General features: G+C 56.8%; 18 protein-coding genes. 10 read left to right on the plus strand and 8 right to left on the minus strand.

The window, feature by feature from the left end:
• Positions 1–90 precede the first annotated feature (90 nt).
• The 3 genes from allD to C1711_RS05725 all read left to right on the plus strand — a co-directional run bounded on the left by allD (position 91) and on the right by C1711_RS05725 (position 4,109).
• Positions 91–1,161, plus strand: coding sequence for an ureidoglycolate dehydrogenase (allD, locus tag C1711_RS05715; RefSeq protein ID WP_234346293.1), 1,071 nt, complete (start codon positions 91–93; stop codon positions 1,159–1,161).
• A 128-nt stretch (positions 1,162–1,289) separates the two neighbouring features.
• Entirely contained in the window at positions 1,290–2,261 is a 972-nt protein-coding gene (locus C1711_RS05720) for a D-2-hydroxyacid dehydrogenase (RefSeq protein WP_102338179.1), read from the plus strand.
• Positions 2,262–2,774: 513 nt separating this feature from the next.
• Complete coding sequence (locus tag C1711_RS05725) at positions 2,775–4,109, plus strand: ATP-binding protein (RefSeq protein ID WP_102338180.1); 1,335 nt, start codon at positions 2,775–2,777, stop codon at positions 4,107–4,109.
• Positions 4,110–4,388: 279 nt separating this feature from the next.
• Here C1711_RS05725 and C1711_RS07990 read toward each other — a convergent pair whose 3' ends face one another.
• From C1711_RS07990 to C1711_RS05750, 5 genes are all read right to left on the minus strand, one after another.
• A complete protein-coding gene (locus C1711_RS07990; RefSeq protein WP_102338181.1) occupies positions 4,389–4,532 on the minus strand; it encodes a FeoB-associated Cys-rich membrane protein in 144 nt (47 codons plus the stop codon).
• Positions 4,533–4,553: 21 nt separating this feature from the next.
• On the minus strand, positions 4,554–6,764 hold the full coding sequence (feoB, locus tag C1711_RS05735) for a ferrous iron transport protein B (protein ID WP_102338182.1): 2,211 nt from the start codon (positions 6,762–6,764) through the stop codon (positions 4,554–4,556).
• A 305-nt stretch (positions 6,765–7,069) separates the two neighbouring features.
• Entirely contained in the window at positions 7,070–7,291 is a 222-nt protein-coding gene (locus tag C1711_RS05740; protein ID WP_102338183.1) for a FeoA family protein, read from the minus strand.
• Positions 7,292–7,312: 21 nt separating this feature from the next.
• On the minus strand, positions 7,313–7,525 hold the full coding sequence (locus C1711_RS05745; protein WP_102338184.1) for a FeoA family protein: 213 nt from the start codon (positions 7,523–7,525) through the stop codon (positions 7,313–7,315).
• A 773-nt stretch (positions 7,526–8,298) separates the two neighbouring features.
• Positions 8,299–9,264: a helix-turn-helix transcriptional regulator gene (locus C1711_RS05750; protein ID WP_102338185.1), complete on the minus strand. Its 966-nt coding sequence runs from the start codon at positions 9,262–9,264 to the stop codon at positions 8,299–8,301.
• Positions 9,265–9,835: 571 nt separating this feature from the next.
• On the opposite strand from C1711_RS05750, the gene ptcA reads away from it, so the two are divergent.
• The 4 genes from ptcA (at position 9,836) to C1711_RS05775 (ending at position 15,891) form a co-directional block, all read left to right on the plus strand.
• Complete coding sequence (gene ptcA, locus C1711_RS05755) at positions 9,836–10,912, plus strand: putrescine carbamoyltransferase (protein WP_102338186.1); 1,077 nt, start codon at positions 9,836–9,838, stop codon at positions 10,910–10,912.
• Between the two features lie 105 nt (positions 10,913–11,017).
• Positions 11,018–12,454 carry an APC family permease gene (locus tag C1711_RS05760; RefSeq protein WP_102338187.1) on the plus strand — a complete coding sequence of 479 codons (1,437 nt, stop codon included), beginning with the start codon at positions 11,018–11,020 and terminating at the stop codon, positions 12,452–12,454.
• Positions 12,455–12,722: 268 nt separating this feature from the next.
• Positions 12,723–13,928, plus strand: coding sequence for an agmatine deiminase family protein (locus C1711_RS05765; RefSeq protein WP_102338188.1), 1,206 nt, complete (start codon positions 12,723–12,725; stop codon positions 13,926–13,928).
• A gap of 550 nt (positions 13,929–14,478) precedes the next feature.
• Positions 14,479–15,891 (plus strand): APC family permease, encoded by a 1,413-nt coding sequence (locus tag C1711_RS05775; protein WP_102338190.1) that lies wholly within the window; start codon positions 14,479–14,481, stop codon positions 15,889–15,891.
• A gap of 96 nt (positions 15,892–15,987) precedes the next feature.
• Here C1711_RS05775 and C1711_RS07760 read toward each other — a convergent pair whose 3' ends face one another.
• A complete protein-coding gene (locus tag C1711_RS07760) occupies positions 15,988–16,161 on the minus strand; it encodes a hypothetical protein (RefSeq protein WP_159060072.1) in 174 nt (57 codons plus the stop codon).
• A gap of 187 nt (positions 16,162–16,348) precedes the next feature.
• Here C1711_RS07760 and C1711_RS05780 point away from each other — a divergent pair, with 187 nt between their 5' ends.
• The 3 genes from C1711_RS05780 (at position 16,349) to C1711_RS05790 (ending at position 20,362) form a co-directional block, all read left to right on the plus strand.
• Entirely contained in the window at positions 16,349–17,344 is a 996-nt protein-coding gene (locus C1711_RS05780) for a helix-turn-helix domain-containing protein (protein WP_102338191.1), read from the plus strand.
• A gap of 281 nt (positions 17,345–17,625) precedes the next feature.
• On the plus strand, positions 17,626–19,425 hold the full coding sequence (locus C1711_RS05785; protein WP_102338192.1) for an amidohydrolase: 1,800 nt from the start codon (positions 17,626–17,628) through the stop codon (positions 19,423–19,425).
• Positions 19,426–19,909: 484 nt separating this feature from the next.
• The gene (locus C1711_RS05790) at positions 19,910–20,362 is read left to right on the plus strand and encodes a Na+/H+ antiporter NhaC family protein (protein WP_102338193.1); all 453 of its coding nucleotides are present in this window, start codon (positions 19,910–19,912) and stop codon (positions 20,360–20,362) included.
• 304 nt (positions 20,363–20,666) lie between these two features.
• Here the strand turns inward: C1711_RS05790 and C1711_RS05795 are convergent, their stop codons facing one another.
• Both C1711_RS05795 and C1711_RS05800 read right to left on the minus strand, forming a co-directional pair.
• On the minus strand, positions 20,667–21,338 hold the full coding sequence (locus tag C1711_RS05795; RefSeq protein WP_102338194.1) for a helix-turn-helix domain-containing protein: 672 nt from the start codon (positions 21,336–21,338) through the stop codon (positions 20,667–20,669).
• Positions 21,339–21,351: 13 nt separating this feature from the next.
• Positions 21,352–22,590 (minus strand): arginine deiminase, encoded by a 1,239-nt coding sequence (locus C1711_RS05800; RefSeq protein ID WP_102338195.1) that lies wholly within the window; start codon positions 22,588–22,590, stop codon positions 21,352–21,354.
• Positions 22,591–22,706 lie beyond the last annotated feature (116 nt).

Raw genomic sequence — 22,706 nt, forward strand, 5'->3', positions numbered from 1 at the left:
CCGACCCCTCGTTCTCATGCGAGAGCGCCCCGCTCCAGCGCTTCGGCGCTGCGGTCCACCCCCCCCGCCTTCGTTTGAGGGCATTTGTACATGACCAAGGAGGTCTACATGCTCGTCCCACGTGAAGAGCTCAAGGCTCTTATGAAGAACAAGTTCATGGCTGCTGGTTTGCATGAGGATCATGCGGAGCAGATGGCCGAGGTGCTCACCTGGTCTTCCGAGCGCGGTCTGCACAGCCACGGCGAAGTGCGTGTCGAGTATTACACCGAGCGCATTTCCAAGGGCGGCACCACCATCGACCCCAAGTCGACCTGGACCCAGACCGGCCCCTGCACTGGCATCCTCGACGGCGACAACGGCTGCGGCTATCCCTTCGCCATCGAGGGCATGAAGAAGGCCATCGAGCTGGCCAAGGAGAACGGCATCGGCTTCGTGGGCGTTTCCAATGTCGGTCACACGGGCGCCATCGGCTACTACACCGAGATGGCCGCCAAGGAGGGCATGATCGGCCTCTCCTGCACTCAGTCCGACCCGATGGTCATCCCTTACGGCGGCGCTGAGCCGTTCTACGGCACCAACCCCATCGCGCTTGCCGCTCCCACGGCTGACGGCCGCATCGTGAGCTTCGACATGGCCACCACCGTTCAGGCGTGGGGCAAGATCCTCGACGCCAAGAGCGCCGGCCGCTCCATCCCCGAGGGCTGGGCTGTCGACGAGGAAGGTCTGCCCGTTACCGACCCGCACCAGGTCAACGCGCTCGTGGCCATCGCCGGTCCCAAGGGCTACGGCCTCATGATGATGGTCGACATCCTTTCCGGCGTGCTCCTGGGTGTGCCTGCGGGCAAGAACGTGTCCTCCATGTATCACGACCTCTCCGAGGGCCGTCGCCTGGGTCATCTCAACGTGGCCATCAACCCGGACTTCTTCTGCGGTGGCGACGCGTTCCGCGAGAAGATGACCCAGGTCATCGACGAGCTCAACGCGGTCAAGCCGGGCGTGGGCTTCGACAAGGTCTACTGGCCGGGCGAGCGCGCTCAGATGCGCATCAATGCCACCAACGAGGCCGGCGGCATCGAGGTCGTGGATGACATCTACGATTACCTCGTTTCCGACGACCTGTATCGCAAGAGCTGGGACCACAAGAACCGCTTCGCCGAGTAAGCGCGACGTGGCAATGTGGTGAGCTGCGGATTCTGCGCGGACATCGTGCGTTTCCGTGACGCCGATTGAATGGACGGGGTGATGAGCTGCGGCTTTTCGCCCCGTTTTTGTATGAAACGGAGGAACGAATGGATAAGAAGAAGATCGTGATCCTCGACGCCTGGGCTACGGTTCCCGGCGATATCTCCTGGGACCCGATTGCGGCCATGGGCGACCTCACGATTTACGATCGTACCCCTGCGGAGCTGGTGGCTGAGCGTATCGGCGACGCCCAGATCGTGATCTCGAGCAAGGTGATGATCGGGCGCGACGTGTTTGAGCAGTGTCCCAACCTCGAGTACATCGGCCTGCTTTCCACGGGCTTCAACGTGATCGACATCGAAGCGGCGCGCGAGCACGGCATCTCCGTGTGCAATGTGCCCGGCTACAGCACCATGGCCGTGGCGCAGATGGCGATGGCGCTGCTGCTCGAGGTCACCAACATGGTGGGTATGCACTCCCAGGCCGTGGACGAGGGAAAGTGGGTCGAGAGTCCCGACTGGTGTTTCTGGCTCAAAGACCACATCGAGCTGCTCGACAAGACGATGGGCATCATCGGGTTTGGTGCCATTGGCCAGGCAGCCGGCAAAATGGCCAACGCTTTTGGCATGAAGGTTGTGGGCTACAGCCGTCATGCGCATCCGGAGCTCGATGACGAGATGACCGTCACGACGACCGATCTTGAGGATATCTTCCGCGTATCTGACGTGATCTTGGTCGCGGCTCCTCTGAACGACGACAGTCGAAACGTGATCCGCAAGGAGAACATCGACAAGATGAAGGATGGCGTTATCGTCATCAATATCGCGCGTCCGGGTCATGTGGTGGAAGAGGATGTGGTTGAGGCGCTCAAGAGCGGCAAAATGCGCGGCTTTGGCGCCGACGCTTCGTCAACCGAGTGGACCGATGACCATACGCCGCTCGAGAACGTGGAGAACTGCTACCTCACGCCGCATATCGCATGGTGCCCGTATGAGACGCGCGTGCGCATGATCGACATCGTGACCGACAATCTGCGTCATTACCTGGACGGCGATCGCATCAACTGCGTGAATCCGTAGCGTTAAGCAGCAGGCGCTGGCCTTCGCGGCGAGACCGGTACGGCCATCACCGCCTAATTGCGGTGTAGCACGCGATTTGCGTTTGAGCGGGTTGGCTAAGGCTTTCAAGCTGGTGCCAACCCGTTTTTGCTTGAAAAAACGGCGTCCGACTCATATTGGCTTTATTGCAATGAGTTGGGTGTTCAGCAGGGCTCCTGCATCACAAAGAGCCCTCAAACTTCTTGCTGTCGAGCGTCACAAAAAGCTGTTACCCTTGCGAATTCCGTTGGTTTTTAGGCATTTCGACCCGATTTTTCACTCTGAAAGTCCGAAAAAGCAACGGAATTCGATTGATTGGAAGAGGAGGGGTCGACGCCTGGCAACGCCCATGGGGCAACGGAATTCGATGGGAGAAGCACCCCGCACAGCCCCTCGGCATGAAATTACATAATTATGTGATAGGTATCACGAAATTATGTATAATTTTGTGATACCTATCACATAATTATTACCCATCTCTGGAGGTGGGATCTTATGAAGCGCCAGGCCATTAACGATCTCATTTGTTGGAAAAATGCAGCGAATAGAAAACCCCTGTTGTTGCTTGGCGCACGCCAGATAGGGAAGACGTGGCTTTTGAAGGAGTTCGGGCGCACGCAATATCAAAACGTCGTCCATATCGACTTTGAACGTCAAGAAGAGTATCGAGAGTTTTTCGCTACAACAAAAGACCCTGCGCGCATACTTCAAAACCTCTCGATAGCCTGCGGCATGCCAATTCAACCCGGAACAACACTGGTGATTTTTGACGAAATCCAAGAATGTCCGGCCGCGCTCACTGCGTTGAAATACTTTTGTGAGGACGCTCCCGAATACCACATTGCTGCAGCGGGTTCGTTGTTGGGAATCACACTTGCTCAAACCTCGTATCCCGTTGGAAAAGTCAATCTCATCAAGATGTATCCAATGAACTTCCTGGAGTTCTTGGACGCTATAGGGGATGAGGCTCTTGCGGGTTATCTTGAAGAGCTTTCTGCGATTGAGCCGATTCCGGCGCCTTTATTCAATCCGCTTGCGGAAAAGCTAAAGCTTTATCTGATTACCGGCGGGATGCCCGAATCTGTAGCTACATGGGTTGATACGCGAAGCACCAGCGAAGTTCAACGGGTGCTCGAGGAGCTGACCATGCTCTACGAGTTCGACTTTCATAAGCACGCACAAACGAGCCAAGTGCCCAAGATTGATCTCATTTGGCGGTCCATCCCCTCGCAGCTCGCGCGTGAAAACAAGAAGTTTCTTTACTCGCTTGTTCGTACGGGAGCGCGGGCTAGGGAGTACGAAGATGCAGTTCAATGGATTGTTGAGGCAAACGTGCTCCACAAGATACCGCGCTCGACCGGCCCCGATATTCCCCAGGCAGCATATGATGAGGTCTCTGCGTTCAAACTTTACCTTCTCGATGCGGGAATGCTGCGCCGTCATGCGGGTCTTGCACCGTCTGCTTTTTCGGAAGGCGATCGCCTGTTTACCGAGTTCAAAGGTGCGCTTACCGAGAATTATGTGCTGCAAGAACTCGTTTCATCGCATGAGGGGATACCGCGCTACTGGGCTATTGATAACCCTCGTTATGAGGTGGACTTCCTTGTTCAGCATGAAAATGAGATTGTGCCAATTGAGGTCAAGGCGGGCGAGAACGTTCGTGCGCGAAGCTTGAAAAAGTACCGCGAACGCTATGCGGATAGAACGCCGATTGCCGTGAGGCTTTCGATGCGCAATCTGTCGTTTGACGATGGCGTGCTCAACATTCCGCTATTTTTAGCCGGGCAAACACACCGCCTCATTGATGTGGCGATGCAGATGAAGAAGTGAGGCAATGCTCGCATGAGCCAGAATGCGCACGTTGTCGTCGATTGTGATATTGCCGAGGTGGAGTAAGGTATCGTTTGCGTGGGCCGGGATGCTCCTTGCCATCGGCGGTGACGCCTGTGGTGAATTGCGTTTTATGCAATCCGCGCTTAAACGGGCCGGCAAAGGCTTTCAAGCCGGTGCCAGCCCGTTTTTGCGTTTTGTTTTGCGGGGTGTCATCTGTTCGAGTTTATTCGACACATATTTTGTCTTATCGCCCCGCCGCAATAAGCCCAACGTGCCTTAATGGCATCCGCGACAGTTCACGCAATTGCCGTCACATTTACGGCTTCCTGCATGTGACTTGCGCAGCAAGCGAATAGCCAGAGCAACTACAACGCCAAGCACGGCAATTACGACAACGTCTCCCAACATAATGGGCATCATACGAGTACACTTCCTTCCAATTTACTGGGATACGGCGGCAACGGAGGTTAGGCTATGATGCTCGGTTTCACCTTGGTATCCCTTGCGGAACAGCAGGTAGATGATGCCGGCTAGCAGAGCAATCGCGACGATGGTGCCGATGCCGAAGATCGCTTCACCCGTGAACAGGCCGCCGATCTGGAAAACGATTAGGGACACCACGTAGGCAAAGCCGCACATGTATCCAATCGCGCCCAAGGTCCACTTGGTGTTGTTCATCTCGCGCTTGATGGCACCCATGGCGGCGAAGCACGGCGCGCACAGCAGATTGAAAATCATGAACGAATATGCGGCAACAGCTCCAAAATCAGCACCAATAGCTGCATAAATGCCAGAAGCGTCTTCCATCAGGTCCGCCTCGCCTGCGTAGCTGTACAGCACGCCGAAGGTGTTGACGACCTCCTCCTTGGCAATCAAGCCGGTAATGGTTGCCACGGTGGCTTTCCAGGCCATGTTTCCCACCCAGCCAATCGGGGCGAAAATCCAGGCAATGCTGCTGCCAATGGCGGCGAGCAGGGAGTCGTTGTTGTCCTCGACCGCTTGGAACACGCCGTCCACAAAGCCGTAACCTTGGAGGAACCACAAAATGATCGAGCTCAGCAGGATGATGGTGCCAGCGCGCTTAATAAAGGACCAGCCGCGTTCCCACGTGGCGCGCAAAACGTTGCCAGCCGACGGCGCATGATGGGCTGGCAGTTCCATAACAAAGGGGGCGGGTTCACCGGCGAAGAACTTGAACTTTTTGAGCATGATGCCGGAGATTACCACCGCCGCGATACCGATGAAGAACGCGGAGACGGCAACCAGCGCAGAACCGCCGAACACAGCGCCCGCAAACAAGCCGATGATGGGCATCTTAGCGCCGCAGGGGATGAATCCGGTGGTCATGATGGTCATTTTGCGGTCGCGGTCCTGCTCGATGGTGCGCGACGCCATAATGCCGGGAACACCGCAGCCCGTGGCGACGAGCATGGGGATGAAGCTCTTGCCAGACAGACCGAAGCGACGGAAGATGCGGTCCATGATGAAGGCGACGCGTGCCATGTAACCCACATCTTCAAGGATGGCGAGCAGCAAAAACAGCACGAGCATCTGGGGCACAAAGCCCAGCACAGCGCCTACACCGGCTACGATGCCGTCTTGGATGAGGCCGTAGAGCCAGCCGCTCACGCCCATCGAGGTGAGTATATTGTCAACGAACCCGGGGACTATCTCACCAAACAACACGTCGTTTGCCCAATCGGTGCCAAAAGTTCCAATGCCCACACCTCCATCCGCAATGGACGTGCCCATGGAGATGGCGTAGATGCAAAACATGATGACAGCGAAAATCGGCAGGGCGAGGATGCGGTTGGTCACTACACGGTCGATCTTGTCGGAAACGGAAAGGCTGCCCTTGACGGCCTTTTTGCGTACGGCTTTGGATACTACAGTGCTGATGTAGGAATAGCGTTGGTTGGTGATGATGCTTTCGGCGTCGTCGTCCAGCTCCTTCTCGCAGTCGGCAATGTGCTGTTCCAAGTGGGCGAGGAGGCTCTCGGAAAGGTTCAGCTCCTCCAGAACTTTCTCATCGCGCTCGAAGATCTTGATGGCATACCAGCGAAGATAGCCTTTTGCCACCTTGTCTTGAATGGATTCCTCGATGTGCGCCAGCGCGTGTTCGACGCTACCGGTGAATACATGGGGCAGTTCGCCGGCGTGATGGCTCTGCGCTATGGCAATGGTGCGCTCGGCGGCTTCGGTGCCACCCTCGCCCTTGAGGGCGCTCATTTCAACAACTTCGCAGCCCAGGGCCTCGCCTAGTTTGGCTAAGTCGATGACATCGCCATTCTTGCGCACCAGGTCGATCATGTTCACGGCCACCACCACGGGCAGCCCAAGCTCAATCAACTGCGTGGTGAGGTACAGGTTGCGCTCGATGTTGGTGCCGTCCACGATATTGAGGATGGCATCAGGCTGCTCGTTTACCAGGTAGCTGCGGGCTACGACCTCTTCGAGCGTGTAAGGGGAGAGGGAGTAGATGCCGGGCAAGTCTTGGATGACCACGTCTTTGTGCCCCTTGAGCTTGCCCTCCTTCTTCTCAACGGTGACCCCGGGCCAGTTTCCCACGTACTGGGCAGAGCCGGTCAGGGCATTGAACAGGGTGGTTTTGCCACAGTTCGGATTGCCTGCCAGGGCGATTTTGAGGTCCATCGAAAATGCTCCTTTCAAATGTTTGCTTTGGGTAACTTACGTTGCAATAATTTTGCGGCCTTACGCCGCTACAAATGACAAGCCATATGTCGAAGAAACTTGAGAGAGAATGAGTTGTCCGAATTTGATCGGATGCGCCGCCCGAATGCGTGCCCGAACCTGCCGGGGGGCCTGTTCCTTCTGTGCGTGTGAGCATTTACACGCAAACGGAATTTCAAGCGAATAACCGTCGCGCCTTGCCGCTAGTAGCTCCTGGGCAATCGCGCCTTGTCGGCAGTGGCACTCTGGTCGTCGATCTCCGCAGGCTACTTGACCTCGACCATCTCTGCATCGCCTTTGCGAACAGACAGCTCATAGCCCCTGACGTTTAACTCCATGGGATCGCCTAAGGGAGCGACCTTACGCACGAAGATCTCGACGCCTTTGGTGATGCCCATGTCCATGATGCGGCGCTTTACCGGACCATAGCCGTGGAGGCGTGTCACCGTTACCGTTTGTCCGACTTGTACATCCTTCAGTGTTTTCATGTTCCTGCCCTTCTTGCTGTTTTAGACAAAAATCCGATGAGCCATGGTCTTATCAAGTGCGATACGGCTGTCCCTGACTTGAACGATGAGGTTGCCTGCAAGTTCGCTGACCACCGTTACATCGGTATCCACCACAAAACCCAGTTCGGCCAGGTGTTGGCGCACTTCGTCTCTGCCCGAAATCCTGCGAATCGTTGCGGTTTCCCCAACTTTTGCCCTGGTCAATGGCATCATTACGCCCTCCTATCCCCTAAAGTTAGACACAGTTAACTAAAGCGATATTTTGCTCTATCGCCATGTGTTGTCAACCTAAAATAGGGGATTGACCAAAAAGTTAAATGTAGGTAACTCCTGAAACAAGCAAAATAACTCATGAAACGAGCTAAAGGGGCAACCTCACAGAGAAGCTGAACTAAGGGGGGCATCCGTCTAACCAGACGCCGCATTCCGCCCCCCGCTGTTATCTATGGTTCTTTGCAGCTCCCCATATAAACCGTCACAGTACGCGGGGTGATGTCGCTTCATGAGTTGCCTGTTGCCTATGGTTCTTTCCGCCATTCCCTATGATAATTTGCACCATAGGGCTCTGAAAGTGCAGGAAACCATAGGCAACGGCGCGGTGCCATAGGCAACGGCGCGGTGCCATAGGTAACAGGAGCAAACCGTGCTCTGTCGATGTAAAACGTCCGCCCGGCCAGCGTCAGCGCGCTTTTGTGTTGGCAAGTAAAGCGTGCAGAACGTAGAACCTTTGCATAAAGCACCTGCCTCGCAAAGAGATGCCTGCCCCTCATGAGTTTGGGCTATTTTTACGCATTTCGACCCGATTTTTTGTCTTGAAATACGTAAAAACAGCCCCAGATTCAAGGGTGCGCGCCGGACCGCTGGGTGTCCGATTGCGTAAGTGCGCGCTGGACTGCAGGGCACCCGATGGCGTGAGTGCGCGCTGGACTGCAGGGCACCCGATGGCGTACGCGCCCGATCGCAGAGCGCTCGGCGTACGTGTGCGCCTAGCTCTGCCAGAAGCGTAGGACGAGGGTCTCGCGTGAGGTCTGGCCGGTCTTTTTCATGATGTTATGCACATGGGTTTTAACCGTGCCTACAGCCAGGAAGAGTTCATTGGCGATCTCCTGATTACTCCTGCCAGCAATAACGAGGTGAAGCACCTCGCACTCGCGCTCAGAGAGCTTGTAGGTTTGGCGGAACATGGGCATGACCTCGTCGATATGAATATCGAGGTCACGCACATCATCCTGCACAGGCGCTTCTTTGATGCGAATGGAGAGCACGCGGTACGCCTGCTTAACCAAAATCACGGTGAAGAAGCACACCAGGATATTCTCCGAGAAATTGCGTTCGGACAGATAAAGCGGTAGCCAGTCGGGATGGGTGCTCATGGGCGCTATGAGGATGATGTACGTGTCTTCAAGCAAGATGCAGGTAGATAGCAGGGCGGAAACGATAAGCACCGTTTTGACCTTGTAGAGACGCGTGCGGTACTGCTCATCGGTGGAATGAATGTAGGACCACAGGCAATATCCATAGACATAGAAGGAGAAAGCCTGACGGGCCGTGTAATAAGCCCACTGCTGCCATGCACCCTCGGGGATGCAAATGAGCGTCAGTGCGCTTACCACGCTAAAAGCAATGACAGGGATAATAAACAGTTGCTTGGAATGCTTATCGAGGAATGTCAATGCAACTGCCCAGATGCTTGCCTGCAAGATGGTCGCGACTGCGGTTCGAGTTACCGGAGAGTTGATGGCGTAATACTCTGCAGCGGGGAAGGCGATGTTCTGCGAGATGTACTCGAAAAAGAAAATCTCGATGATCTCCAAGGCGTAGCACAGAAAAGCAATGCCACTATATATAAAGACACGTCGACGCGAGGAGGCGTAGGCGGCGGCCGAGAGAACAACGCTCACAATACAGACGATCAAAATCGACAAGGTATAGAAAAAGAAGACCGTATTCATAAACCAACCCCCTTTCACCCCAGTAAACCACGGTTGACCCTCAATAATACAGGTCAATGAATCGCAGTGCGTCCACAGGTTTAGTCAAAAGCATACCACGGCGCATTTGATACGTGCATGTCCTCACCGTCGTGTCATGACTATCTGCTGGGTTTATTGCAGTTTAGAACTTAAACCAAATGTTCATTTGACCCGAAAAAAGATAAAACCAGTTGCGACAGGGGATTATTCGGCTAACTGTTTTTCGAAAAAAATCTCGATCGTCAAACGGCGTTTTTACCGGTAAACGGTAGGTAGAAATTGAGCGTTTACAGCACGATAAATGACTTACCTGCGGATTTATCTTTTCTCAACCCAGGGTTTATTTGGGATGTAAATCTATAAGCGGGTAATAAGCCTCTATAAACTTCCCCTTTCGATTGCTCGCACCGAAGATTAAATCAGCGACGGGGCCGGTGGGCGTCAAGCAGGATCGAACAGACCGCATGAACATCCGCCGATCGCGTTGCACGGTTGGTAAATAGCTTCGGCTAAGGGGGCCGGGGCATCCTTAACACAAGGAGGCAATGTAATGGTAAAGGACTGGATCGACACTAACGATTTCACTAAGGAAGAGATCCTGGCTATCGAGGACCTCGGTCTTGCCATGAAGAAGGCCATCAAGGTTGACGGTTATTATCCGCACCTCCAGCGCAACAAGACCCTGGGCATGATCTTCCAGCAGGTCTCCACCCGTACCCGTCTCTCCTTCGAGACCGCTATGACCGACCTCGGCGGCCACGCTCAGTTCTACGGCCCCGGCTCCATCCAGCTCGGTGGTCACGAGTCCCTCGGCGACACCGCTCGCGTTATGGGCTCCCTGCTCGACATCATGATGGCTCGCGTTGACCGTCACAAGGACGTCGTCGGCCTCGCTGCTGGCTCCGCTGTGCCCGTGATCAACGGCATGTCTGAGTACAACCATCCCACCCAGGAGATGGGCGACCTCATGACCATGATCGAGAACCTCCCCGAGGGCAAGAAGATCGAGGACTGCACCCTTGCATTCATCGGCGACGCTACTCAGGTCTGCGTCTCCCTCATGTTCATCTGCTCCAAGGTCGGCATGAACTTCGTGCAGTTCGGCCCCAAGGGTCACCAGATCTCCGACGGCGCTCTGCATGTTGGCACCCCCGAGGAGCGCGCTGAGTTCGGCAAGCAGCTCATGGCCGTTGCCGAGAAGAACTGCGCCGAGTCCGGCGCTACCGTCGTCATCTCCGACGACATCGAGTGCATCAAGGGCGCTGACTTCATCTACACCGACGTGTGGTATGGCCTGTATGATGAGGAAGTCTCCGGCGAGAACTACATGGACGTCTTCTATCCCAAGTATCAGGTCACCATGGACCTCATGAACTTCGCCGGCCCGAACTCCAAGTTCATGCACTGCCTGCCCGCTACCCGCAACGAGGAAGTCACCGACGAGGTCATGGACGATCCCGAGCGCTCCCTCTGCTGGGTCGAGGCCGAGAATCGCAAGCACTCCATCCGTGCTCTGCTTGCCGCCCTTGGCGCCCGCACCCCGCTCAACGACGAGGACGTCGAGTACTCCGCCAAGGCTGAGCTCCACGCTGCCCTCGACAAGATCAACGAGCTCCAGGGCCGTTAATCTTCCTTTAGGACGTAAACCCGTCCTCTCTTCACGTGGGCGGCGGATAGCTCGTCTCCTGCCGCCCACGTTTCTTTCGCTGCCTGACTGAGCAAAGGAACAAACATGAACGACAAAAAACAGCTTTCGTTTGTGACGGTTATCGCAACCGTCATCTGCGTCGTCTTCGTATGCGAGGCTGCCGCTCCTGCAGCCGCCATTGGTAACCAGCAGTTCTTCTGGTGGATCTTCCTCATCCTCACCTTCCTGCTGCCCTACGGCCTGATCGTTGCCGAGCTGGGCACCACCTATGACGGTGAGGGCGGCATCTACGACTGGGTCCGTGACGGCCTGGGCGACAAGTGGGGTGCCCGCATCTCCTTCTACTACTGGGTTAACTACCCCTTCTGGATCGCCTCGCTGGCCACCATGTTCCCCGACATCCTGGGCATGGTCTTTGGCGTGGAGTTCGATCTTCCCGTCGCACTCGCCATCGAGCTCGGCTTCGTGTGGATCGTTTACCTGATGGGCCGCTCCAAGGTTGCCGACTCCGAGTGGGTCCTCAACGGTGGCGCCATCATCAAGGTCGCCGTCGCTGTTATCGTGGGCGCCCTGGGCATTTGGTACGCCATGGAGAACGGCTTTGCCTCCGACATGAGCGCTCGCACCTTCCTGCCCGAGCTCACCAACACCAACGCTCTTGGTTACCTGTCCATCATCATCTTCAACTTCATGGGCTTCGAGGTCATCTGCACCATGACTGACGACATGGCCGACCCCAAGACCGACATCCCCAAGGCGATCGTCGCCGGCGGTATCGCCATCGCTGTTATCTACCTGTTCGCAGGCTTCGGTATCGGCGCTGCTATCCCCGCTGACCAGATCGACCCCGACTACGGCATGATCTACGCTCTGCAGACCATGGTTGGTGACTCCATCATCTTCAAGGTCGTCTGCATCGCCTTCCTGATCACCCTGTTCGCCAACATGGCCGCTTGGTCCTTCGGCGTCAACTCCGTCGCCCGCTACGCTGCTGAGCACGGCAACATGCCCAAGGTCTTCGCTTCCATGATCTCCAAGGACGACATGCCCAACGGCGCCAACCTCGTGAACGCCGTCGTCGCCTCCCTCGTCCTGGCTCTGCAGCTCGTTCCCGTCGAGGCCATTTCCGAGGGTATCTTCTGGATGCTCTTCGGCACCTCCGTCGTGTTCCTGCTGCTCACCTACATCCCGATGTTCCCGGCGTTCCTCAACCTGCGCAAGAACGATCCGAACCGCGAGCGCGTCTTCACCTTCCCGTTCAAGGGCGCGATGATGAATGTCGCCATCGCCGTTCCGTGCATCGAGCTCGTGCTGGCCATCGTCGCCACCATCGTTCCGCTCTCTGCCGATGAGGTCGCCGACAAGGTTCCGATGCTCGTCATCTTCGCGATCCTGCTGGTTGTTGGCGAAATCGTCCGCATCTGGAGCGCCCGTGGCCGTGAGACCGAGTACAAGGGTCTCACCCCCGAGCTGGCGGCTCAGCGCCTCGCCGAGGAAGCTGCCGCTGCCGAAGAGGAGTAGGGTACCCCATCTCGGGGCTCCAACCCTCCTCGCGTACCTAAGTACGCTTCGTCGGGCTTGTCGCTCCCGACCTCGGGCACCCTACCCTCTTCGGAGGATTGAGTAACCTGAACGGTCAACTTGCCCGGCTGCAGGATCGCCTGCAAAGCTCCCACACCGTCTGGCGGGTACGGTTCCAAAACCCGCCACCCTTTTGCCTACATGGTAGTAAGCGCAGGGTACCCGCCCTGCGTTAACAACGGTTGTACGAATATGGAGGTTATTGACTATGCGTACGATCTTTGAGTCCGACTCTACCCCTAAGGCCGACGGCTTCTACATGCCTGCCGAGTTCGCTCCGCAGGATCGCGTGTGGATGGGCTGGCCGCATCGTACCGACACCTGGGCCCACGGCGCCAAGCCCGCTCAGAAGCAGTACGCTGCCATCGCTCGCGCCATTGCCGAGTTCACCCCGGTTTATATGTGCGCCAACCAGGCCGACTACGCCAACTGCAAGGCCGTCTTCGAGGAAGACGAGAACGTCACCGTGCTCGAGATGACTACCGACGACGCTTGGTTCCGCGACACCGCTGCCACCTATGTCATCAACGGCAAGGGCGACAAGCGCGCTAACCACTGGCACTTCAACGGCTATGGCGGCCTCATCGACGGCCTCTACTTCCCGTGGGACAAGGACGAGCAGATCGCCCTCAAAATGGCTGAGCTCTCCGGCTGCCGTCGCTATCGCCCCGATGACATGATCCTCGAGGGTGGCTCCATCACCGTCGACGGCGAGGGCACCCTCGTCGTGACCGACCAGTGCCTGCTGTCCCCCGGCCGCACCTGCTCCGCAGTGCTCGAGGAGGAAGAGGATCCCGAGTCCATCTGGCCGAAGTACAAGAAGAAGTTCGAGCCCTGGAGCGAGGAGCTTCGCGAGTACATGAACGAGCACCTCAAGGATTACCTGGGTGTCGAGAAGGTCATTTGGGTCAAGGAGGGCATCGACCCCGAGGAGACCAACGGCCACATCGACGACGTCGCTACGTTCATCGCCCCGGGCGTCATGGCCTGCATCTGGACCGACGATCCCGAGTACCCGTTCTATGACCAGTGCCATGCTGCTTACGAGACCCTCTCCAACGCTGTCGACGCCAAGGGCCGTCAGCTCAAGGTCTACAAGCTCCCGATGCCGGTCGAGCCTCTGTACATGGATCAGGCTTCCTGCGACACCATCGACGCCGACGAGAACGCCGAGCCGCGTGTTCCCGATGAGCCGCTGATCGCTTCCTACATGAACTACCTGGTCACCAACCACGGCGTTATCGTCCCGCAGTACGGCGACGTTAACGACCAGCTCGCCGTTGATACCCTCCAGAAGATCTACGACGAGGTCTGGGGCGAGGGCGTCTACAAGTGCGTGGGCGTTAAGTCTGAGCAGGTTGTGTACGGTGGCGGCAACATCCACTGCATCACCCAGCAGGAGCCGTCCGCGTAAAGCAGGAACGTTCCTAAGAATCTACGCAAGTGGTTGCGCGTGTTGCGCTGCCGCGTAGATTGATTCCGTTGCCGAGCGCCCTGCTTGCTTTGGTAGGCAGGGCGCTTTTTGTTTCAAAGATGACGGAAATGCTCAAATCTTTTCGAGCACGGCAAGTATAGGCAAATCTGCCACTCGTTTCACCTGCGGTTTTGCCATTCAAAATCGTCGTCTACTCGGGAAGACGGAAAAGATTTATGCATTTCCGTTATTTCCAGTTGGAGGTGCCATGTTCCAGCGTTTGATGGAATACGTTCGCAAGTTTCGTGAGAGGGGCATGAGCCTCGCCGTGGATGGTTTTCGTGCGGGGGGCATGTCGATGGACAATGCCTCCTCCTTCCGTGCCCTCGGCACGAAGCCCATCTGCGATGACGCGCGTCGATGTGCGAGTCTGCGGCGTGTGGGTTTGTTTCGCGCGGCCGTATGTGCTTACGCTGACGTTTGTCTGTATCCGCTTACGGGCTGCAACGCTTTGCGCCGCGCCTCGGACTGCATTGCATGGTGATGCGGCATGGCGAGCAAGAAATTCTCCCTCAAACAAGTCATTCTTTCCGTTATCTGCGTGGTGTTCACCATTGAGGCGGCTGCTCCGGCGTCTGCCATGGGCAACGTGCAATTCTTCTGGTGGGCCTTCCTCATCGTCACGTTTTTGCTGCCGTACGGCTTGGTGGTGGCCGAGCTTGGAACCACGTACGATTCTGAGGGTGGTCTGTACGACTGGGTTCGAGAGGGCTTGGGCGACACATGGGCGGCCCGTTGCTCCTGGTACTACTGGGTGAATTTCCCCTTATGGGTGGCGAGCCTGGCGTGCATGTTCCCGAGCATCATCAACTCCGTTTGGGGTTTGGAGATGTCGCTGACCGTGAAGGTCGCCATCGAGTTGGCCTTCGTGTGGAGCGTTACCATCTTGGCGTTCTCACCCGTTTCCGAAGCCGACTGGATCATGAACGGCGGCGCGTTCATCAAGATGTTCATTACCTTCGTGGTGGCCGCGGTGGGTATCTGGTTCGCCTGCACCCACGGGTTTGCCAACGACATGTCGCTGCAGACGTTCGTGCCCAATCTGGCGGATACCAACTCTCTCACGTATCTCTCCATCATCTTGTTCAACTTCATGGGCTTCGAGGTAGTCGCCACGTTTGCGAGCACGATGGAGAACCCGTCGCGCGACATCCCCAAGGCAGTTATCGTGGGCGGTATCGTAATCGCCGCCATCTACATCCTGTGCGGCATTGGCATCGGTGCCGCGGTTCCCACCGAAGACCTGTCGCTCGATTCCGGCATTGTCGATGCCGTGGCGGCGATGCTCGGCACGTCGCATCCGCTGACCGCCGCGGTGGGCGTTGCGTTTTTGGTGACGTTGTTTGCGAATATGACCTGCTGGTCGTTTGGCGTGAACTCCGTGGCGAGCTACGCGGCCAAGCACGGAAACATGCCCAAGCCGTTCGCGCTGTGTTCCAAGAAAACGGGCATGCCCAATGGTGCCGCGCTTATCAACGGCGCGCTCGCGAGCGCAGTTTTGCTGCTGCAATTCCCGCTTGGCGAGGATTCGGACGTCTTCTGGATGTTCTTCTCGATGAATGTCGTGTTCTTGCTTATGAGCTATATCCCGATGTTCCCGGCGTTTTGGGCGCTGCGCAAGTACGATAAGCGCCCCCGCGTTTTTGAGGCGCCGTTCCATGGAAAGCTGCTGGCAGTGGCGCTTGCGCTGCCCGCCATCGAACTCGTGCTTTCCATTGTTGCGACCATCGTGCCGCTCAACGGAACGCCGGAGGAGATGATCAAGTTGCCGATGTTGTTCGGTGTGGTGGCGCTTTCGCTGGTCGGAGAGGTTGTGCGTGTGCTGCTGCATCGCGGACACGATTATTACCCGGGCGCGCGTGAGCGTGCGCAGCAGGGGAGTGGACAGGAGCTTGCAAATTAGGAGGTTGCTCCGTAAAGAAAAACCCGCATTCCGTTTTGAAACGGAACGCGGGCGCAAACGCGGTTTGGGGAGACTGCAGGTTGAGCTCGAAGTACTTTAGCGCTTGTTGTCCTCGGTGGACTTGGGTGCAAAGAACGGGATGTGACCCAGGTAAGCGCAACGGTCGGCACGCTTATCGACAGCGCAGGGAACTTCTTCGTAGGTAAGCGAGGAGCTGAGGCGGGAGACTGCCTTCAGGGCGGGTTTAGAGATCATAGAAAAAGCGGTCATGTGAAACTCCTCTCGGGAATAGCGAGCGAATACGGCGTATGCGCTCCAATGTGCAACTGGGGCAGTAGTCTAGCCAGCCGCAGGAATCGGGGCAAGCGCCACACGGATTCTTTACCTGCGGTTCGCACACGCTCCACAACTGGGGTTTTACGATATCGGACATTTCACGCGATTGGAGGTGTGAGCCATGTTGGGAACGGTGTTCTTTCTCTATAGCTGTATCGCCATCATTTTGATGGCGGTTGCATGTTCGACATCCGTCGCGGTGTGGTTCATCAGCCACCGTCGCACGGCAATCTACCTGGCCATTGTGTTTGCGGCGTATGGTGCTGAGATAATCGTGCTGCTTCTGAACGAATACACACGCGCGAAGGTTCTTAGCACGGTGAGGTTCGAGAGCGCGTCGGGGCATCCCTTAACGGACGTGCTGACAAGTGCCTTGTTCGTGATCCCGATTTTCCTTTGGGTTCTTGAGCGGAGCTACAGCACGATTTCTCGGCGTCACGCTGCGGTTTTAGCGGCAGCTTGGATCGGCGTCATGATTTTGCTGATGCCGATGGGCGGTCCCGGCGCCTCGCTTCGCCATTTCGCCTTCTGGGCTTGCCGCGATTTGGCGCTGCTTGCCTGCGCAATCTATTTTGTGTGGCGTTGTCGTCATGTTGAGGGCGAGTCGCGCCGCCGTGACCTCGAGCTGTTGGGACGCATCGGCGTGTTTGCGGTCGTTGGCGTCTTGTGCATTTTGGCCGAAGACGCGTACGTTATTCTACTTTATCGCCCCGAACCCAGCGACGACCTCACCATGCAACTCGCGTGGTACCTATCCGGCCGCAACATCACCGAGAACGCCCTGATGATTGTGGCATCTTGCCTGGTTATCGTCACCAATTTGCGCACATTTCTGGTGTACTTCCTCTATCACCCCCTTGCAGTGACCATGAAGGACGAAGCGTCGGATTCGATTTCGGGCATCAGCGACCGGCTGGCGCTCTATTGCGAGCGCTATGCGCTGTCCGATCGCGAGCGCGAAATTATGAATTACACGCTCGAGGGGAAGCAGGTGCAGGAAATGGCTTCTGAGCTGTGTTTGTCTCCTGCAACGATTCGCGTGCATTTGCATCGGATTTACGGCAAGGTCGGTGTGGACGGCAAAGACCAGCTCGTCGAGGACTTTTGGAAAAACTAGCTCGTGCTCCGGGCTTTCGCGGCGCGTTCCGCCTACGTCGGGTGCATGCGACGCTGCGGTCGGCCGAAAAGACGGCATTTCCACAGGGTTTATGGATGCACATGCAATCGGTAAACGGTAGCGAATCAGCCTAAACTATTGCAGGTCAAGCGTGTAAACGGAGTTAAACGTAACGCTTGCCGGGGTGTATATCCCGGGGTGGTTTTTCGTTTCCTAGGCTTGTTGGTAACGAAAGGGGTTCCGCGTGGAACCGAATACCAACGAGCTATGGGAGGCGCGTTATGAGTGCAGTAACTTCGAATGTGAGCCGCAGGGCTTTTGTCGGAGGCGCAATGGCGGCAACGGCGGGCATGACGCTTACGGGTGTTTCGGGTTGTTCGGGCAATCAAGGAGCTCAAGGTTCAGCTGCGAAGGAAGAAGCCAAGGCAACGTTCGTATTCAAGAATGGTGTCATTCAGACGCTGGTCGCCGAGGACGACGTGGCCGAGGCCGTTGCCATTGCCGGTGAGGACATCGTGTATGTGGGCGACAACGAGGGCGTCGAGGAGTTCGTGGGCGACGACACGAAGGTCATCGATCTTGAGGGCAAGTTCCTCTGCCCTGGCCTGATGGACGGTCACCTGCATGGCCCGCAGCCCTACTATGAGCAGATGTTCCAAATCTCCATTCCCGATGGTTGCATGGACAACGAAGAGTATCTGCGCATCATTCGCGAGTTCGTCGAGGCTCACCCTGATGATGAGGTGTATTACGGTGGTGCGTTCATGCAGAACGCCTACCTGCAACCGGACGGCTCGAACCCCGGACCGCAGGCCAGCGACCTCGACGCCATCTGCGCCGACAAGCCCATCATGATTCGCGACGTGTCGCACCATGCATACTGGGTGAACTCCAAGGCGCTCGAAATCGCAGGTATCACTGCCGAGACCGAGGATCCGGACGGCGGCGTTATCGCGCGTGACGCCGACGGCAATCCGAGCGGCCTGCTTACCGACGCCGCCAAAAACATGGTGACCAAGAAGATCGAGGTTCCCTATACCGTCGAGAATATGCAGGCGGCCTATGAGGAGTTCCAGAAGTACTGCCATTCCGTGGGCATCACCGGCCTCACTAACATCAACCTCAAGGGCGAGGAGATGATTCATGCCGAGGCGCTGCACAACATGGACGAGGCGGGTGACCTGCATTTGCGTCAGCGCTTCCTGGTGTGGGGCACTCCCGGTGACGGTTACGACGAGGTCAAGGAGCTGCTCGACGCCGTTAAGGAATACGATTCCGACATGTTCACAACCGGTACGGTCAAGATCGTGTATGACGGCGTGACTGAGGGCGCGACCGCCGTCATGCTTGAGCCGTATTCGCCGGCTGCGGGCAAGGGCGACAATTGGTACGCCACGAGCGACTGGGATAAGGACAACTTCAATCAACTCGTTTCCGACCTGGACAAGGAAGGTTACCAGGTTCACATTCATGCAATCGGCGACGGGGCCGTGCACGACTCGCTCGACGCATACGAGAAGGCCCGCGAGGACAATGGCGGGCGCGATGCCCGTCACACCATGGTGCACGTGTGCGCCATTACCGATGAGGACATCGAGCGCGCTGCCAAACTCGACGTCATTAGCTGCCTGCAGTTTCTTTGGATGTACAACGATCCGCTGTGCAAGCTCGAAACCGCTTTCATCGGCGAGGAGCGCGCGATGGCAATGTATCCGTCCAAGAACATGCTGGAAGCCGGCTGTTTCATCAGCGGTGGCAGCGACGGCGCGGTGACTCCGTACGACAAGCGCCTCGAGATCGAGACCGGCATCACGCGCAATAGCCCGTTCCCCGAGGAAGAGGACACGGACATGACGCGCTGGCCGGAGCAGGGTCTCACTGCATATCAGATGCTCGAGATTTATTCCAAGAACGTGGCGTTCGAGAACTACATGGATGACATCATCGGCACCGTTGAGGTGGGCAAGAAGGCCGACCTGGTTGTGTTCGAGAACAACCTGCTCGAAATCGATCCCACCGAGATTTCCGATACCGCTGTCGTGTATACCATCTCCAACGGCGACATCGTGTACGAGGGCTAAGCCTTACACGCATCGTGCGCGGGCGGTTGGCCGTTGAGCTGCCCGCCCGTGCAGGGTTTTCTCTGATGCTTCACCTGCAGAGACCGTTGCGCTCGGAGCTGATCGCACGCACTCAGGGTTTTCGGTCGCCCCTTCGTCTGCATCTGCATGGGCAGAAACCGGTCGCTCGCAGGATTTAGTCCATCGTCTTGCGGCTTTTGAGACGCAAGAGCATGCTGAAACTTCGGGGAGTCGGGATTGGCAAGGTAATTTCGACTCGTGTTTGGGCCGCTCGCATTGCGCGGGCGGCTTTTTCTTTTTTAATCGGCTCTTTGTGGCACGTGATTCTGGTAAAGAATTCCTACATAAAACTATGTATGAAATAGAAATGATGCCTGCTGAGAATAGCCAAAGATGGGACTCCACCATACGATTGTGCAGTCTTGATGTTCCCTTTGCTGCTGCAGGCAAGGAATAGTTTCGGAAATAGGGATGAGGTGGCATTATGCAGGCGCTTGTTGAACCGGTTGCCTCCAAGCTCAAGAGCTTCGAGGCGCTGACCATCGCGGCGGTTGGTAGCGGTGTGCTTTTCAACGTTTTGCTTCCCGACCAGTATCCCGCCATCGCGCTGTCGTGCAAGATGTATGGCGATGCGTTCTCCAAGCGTCCTTCCTCGGCGGAGGCGTGGGCAAACATCATTAATTCGAGTGCGGGTATCACCTCGGTGCTCATCCCGTGGAACACCTGCGCAATTTACATGGTTACCGTGCTCGGGGTTCCGTGCGCGGAGTATGCCCCGTATGCGTTCTTCTGCTATTTGTATCCGCTGGCCGTGGTGCTGATGGTGTTGTTGCTGGGCAAGCGCTTGGGTTGGAGTGAGTCTCGGTCGCACACGTCCGAGGTGGTATCGAAGACTCAGCAGCAGCGTAAGGCGGGCCTTCGTACCCAGAGCGCGTAATAGAAGCGTTGGCGACCTCAGCGTGAGTCCGTTCACCGGCATGATGCCCGGACGCCCCTCCCGTTCCCGGATTTCTCGAGTAATTTGGACCCCGTTTTTTAACCGGTGAACTCCATGTTTTCATTCGTTTCGAAATTCGGAAGGTATAGCGAAGGTGATTGAGTGCACTCCATTTCAATAAAGTGCTCAACTGGGGAAACGATACGAATAGTAATCGCAGAACGAGCGTCTAAACAACGTATTGAGTTTTACCTTCCGAATTTCGAAACGAGCTGTCTTTGTTCGCGCAAATCGAAGCTGTTCACTATGCCGTAATGTCGTGCGATGCCTGGAGCCACACCACCACGCCGAGGACGCGAATGCGGCGCTTGGCGAGGAGAAGGTCGGGTTCCGATGTCTCATATGAGTAAGACGAGAGAATGATCATGTTATTTCCGCTGCTATAGCGCCTGATGACAATGTCGGCGTTGTCGGCGATCGCAAGGACGGTGCAGCCGTTCCAGGGCCTGAGGCTCGGATCGATGAGAAGCAACGACCCACTGGGATAGCTGCGAGACATTGCCGACCCCTCCATCCTTACGAAGAAGCTGTCGGGATGCTTGGCAAGAACGGATGGGGGAAGCTCGGCTTCGGCGGAGCGAATGAGGCGTTTGGCGCCCGCTGACTGGCGAATGCGGTATACGCTTAACGCTGCTGAGCCACCGCGCTCCGCGTCGGTGCTGCCCGCAATCCGCTGTTCACCCTCGATCGACGCGTTTGCCGTAGCGACGGCAAGTCCCATCTCATCGCTTACCAACGCATCGTACGAGACATTAAACATGCTTTGCATGCGCTCGAGTATGCGCGGCTTAACGGCGCAGCGTCCGCGTTCCCAGCGGCACACGGTCTCCTTGGTCACGCCCAAACGCCCGGCGAAGGCCTCTTGGGAAAGTCCGCTGAGTTTGCGCAGCTCACGGATGTTGTCACCGACTCCCATCAACCGGCTCCTGCTAGCAGTCTTCTCGCCACAGGGGCAGGCACAGACAGCTGGGACCGCCGTATCCCGAGGTCAGCTCGTCAATGGAAACGGGGAACAAATCGATGCCGGCACGATACAGAGCCTCGTTGGTCAGCTTGTTTTCCTCGTAGACGCACACTTTGCCCGGCGCCAGGGCCAGCACGCTCGCGGCATTATGGCGGCGCTCGCTCATCGATCCTCCGCAGGAAATGAGCGTGGGCGCGCTGATGCCCAGGCTCTGTTTGAGGAGTGCGGACACACCGCCGTCCAGCGACTTGATGCGGCATGTGCCCTTTTTCCGGCCTCGCACGATGCGGTAGATCTCCGCGTGGTCGAGCAGCTCGGGGTCGACGATGAACGTCTCCACATCGGCGCGCGACAGGAACGTGTCAAGGTGGATGCAGAGGTTGTCCTCGGGGACGCGCACCGCCCAAACGGATTCGATCTCCGAATTCTCGCTCCAGAGGAGCCGCCGCGCCAGCACGTCGATGGCCGCCGCCTCGGTGCGCTGCGATAGGCCTACAGCCACGTTCCTGGCATCGAGGTTCACGACGTCACCGCCTTCTATGTGATAGGACGACGGCTCTTCGGGTGCAACCGAACACCCTGCAAAGCGCGGGTGATGCGAGAAGATTACCTGGTAAAAAGCCACTTCGCGCTCGCGATCGCTCCAGTACATATGGTTGAGCGAAAGCGTCGAGCCAATCACGCTGGCGGGATCGCGCGTGAAGAACATCGTGCTGAACGGATTGACGAGCAGCGCATCGGCGGGATAGGGGTCGTCAACGAGGTTGGCCAAGCGGTCGTCGCCCTTTACCTGCTTGAATATATCGCCATAGCAGATGCTGCCGATCAGAGCGTCAATGAGGCTGCCGCCCGCCGCCTTCTGCTCGATCCACGCGCGTACGCTGCGCTTGAGTTCACTGCCGCGTACGCCGCATTCGTCGCAAAAGCGATCGAGCAGCGCTTCGCGCGCTTCCGAACTGGATGTCAGCGTTTCTTCCAACAGGTCGGTGAGCAGCAGCACCTCGACGCCGTTTGCTTCGAGGATGGAGACCAGGCGTTCGTGCTCCTGCGTCGCTTTGTCAAGATCGAAGTTGCTCCGGTTGGGACGCAAGGTGAATACCTGGCCAAAGGCGTTTTCCGGATAGCTCTTCGTCTCAAATCCCGGACGATGGAGCAAAACGCTTTTGAGCGTTCCGATCTCGTTATGTACGTGCAATCCTTGCATGAAAGATTCCTTACGGTTGTGTTTGTACGGCTCTATTGTCGCCCGTAGCGGAACAAATTGAGCCGATAGCTTCTAAAAATTGACAAAAAATGATAATAAACGCCATTAATTGACAA

Source organism: Collinsella provencensis (assembly GCF_900199705.1).
Taxonomy (GTDB): domain Bacteria; phylum Actinomycetota; class Coriobacteriia; order Coriobacteriales; family Coriobacteriaceae; genus Collinsella; species Collinsella provencensis.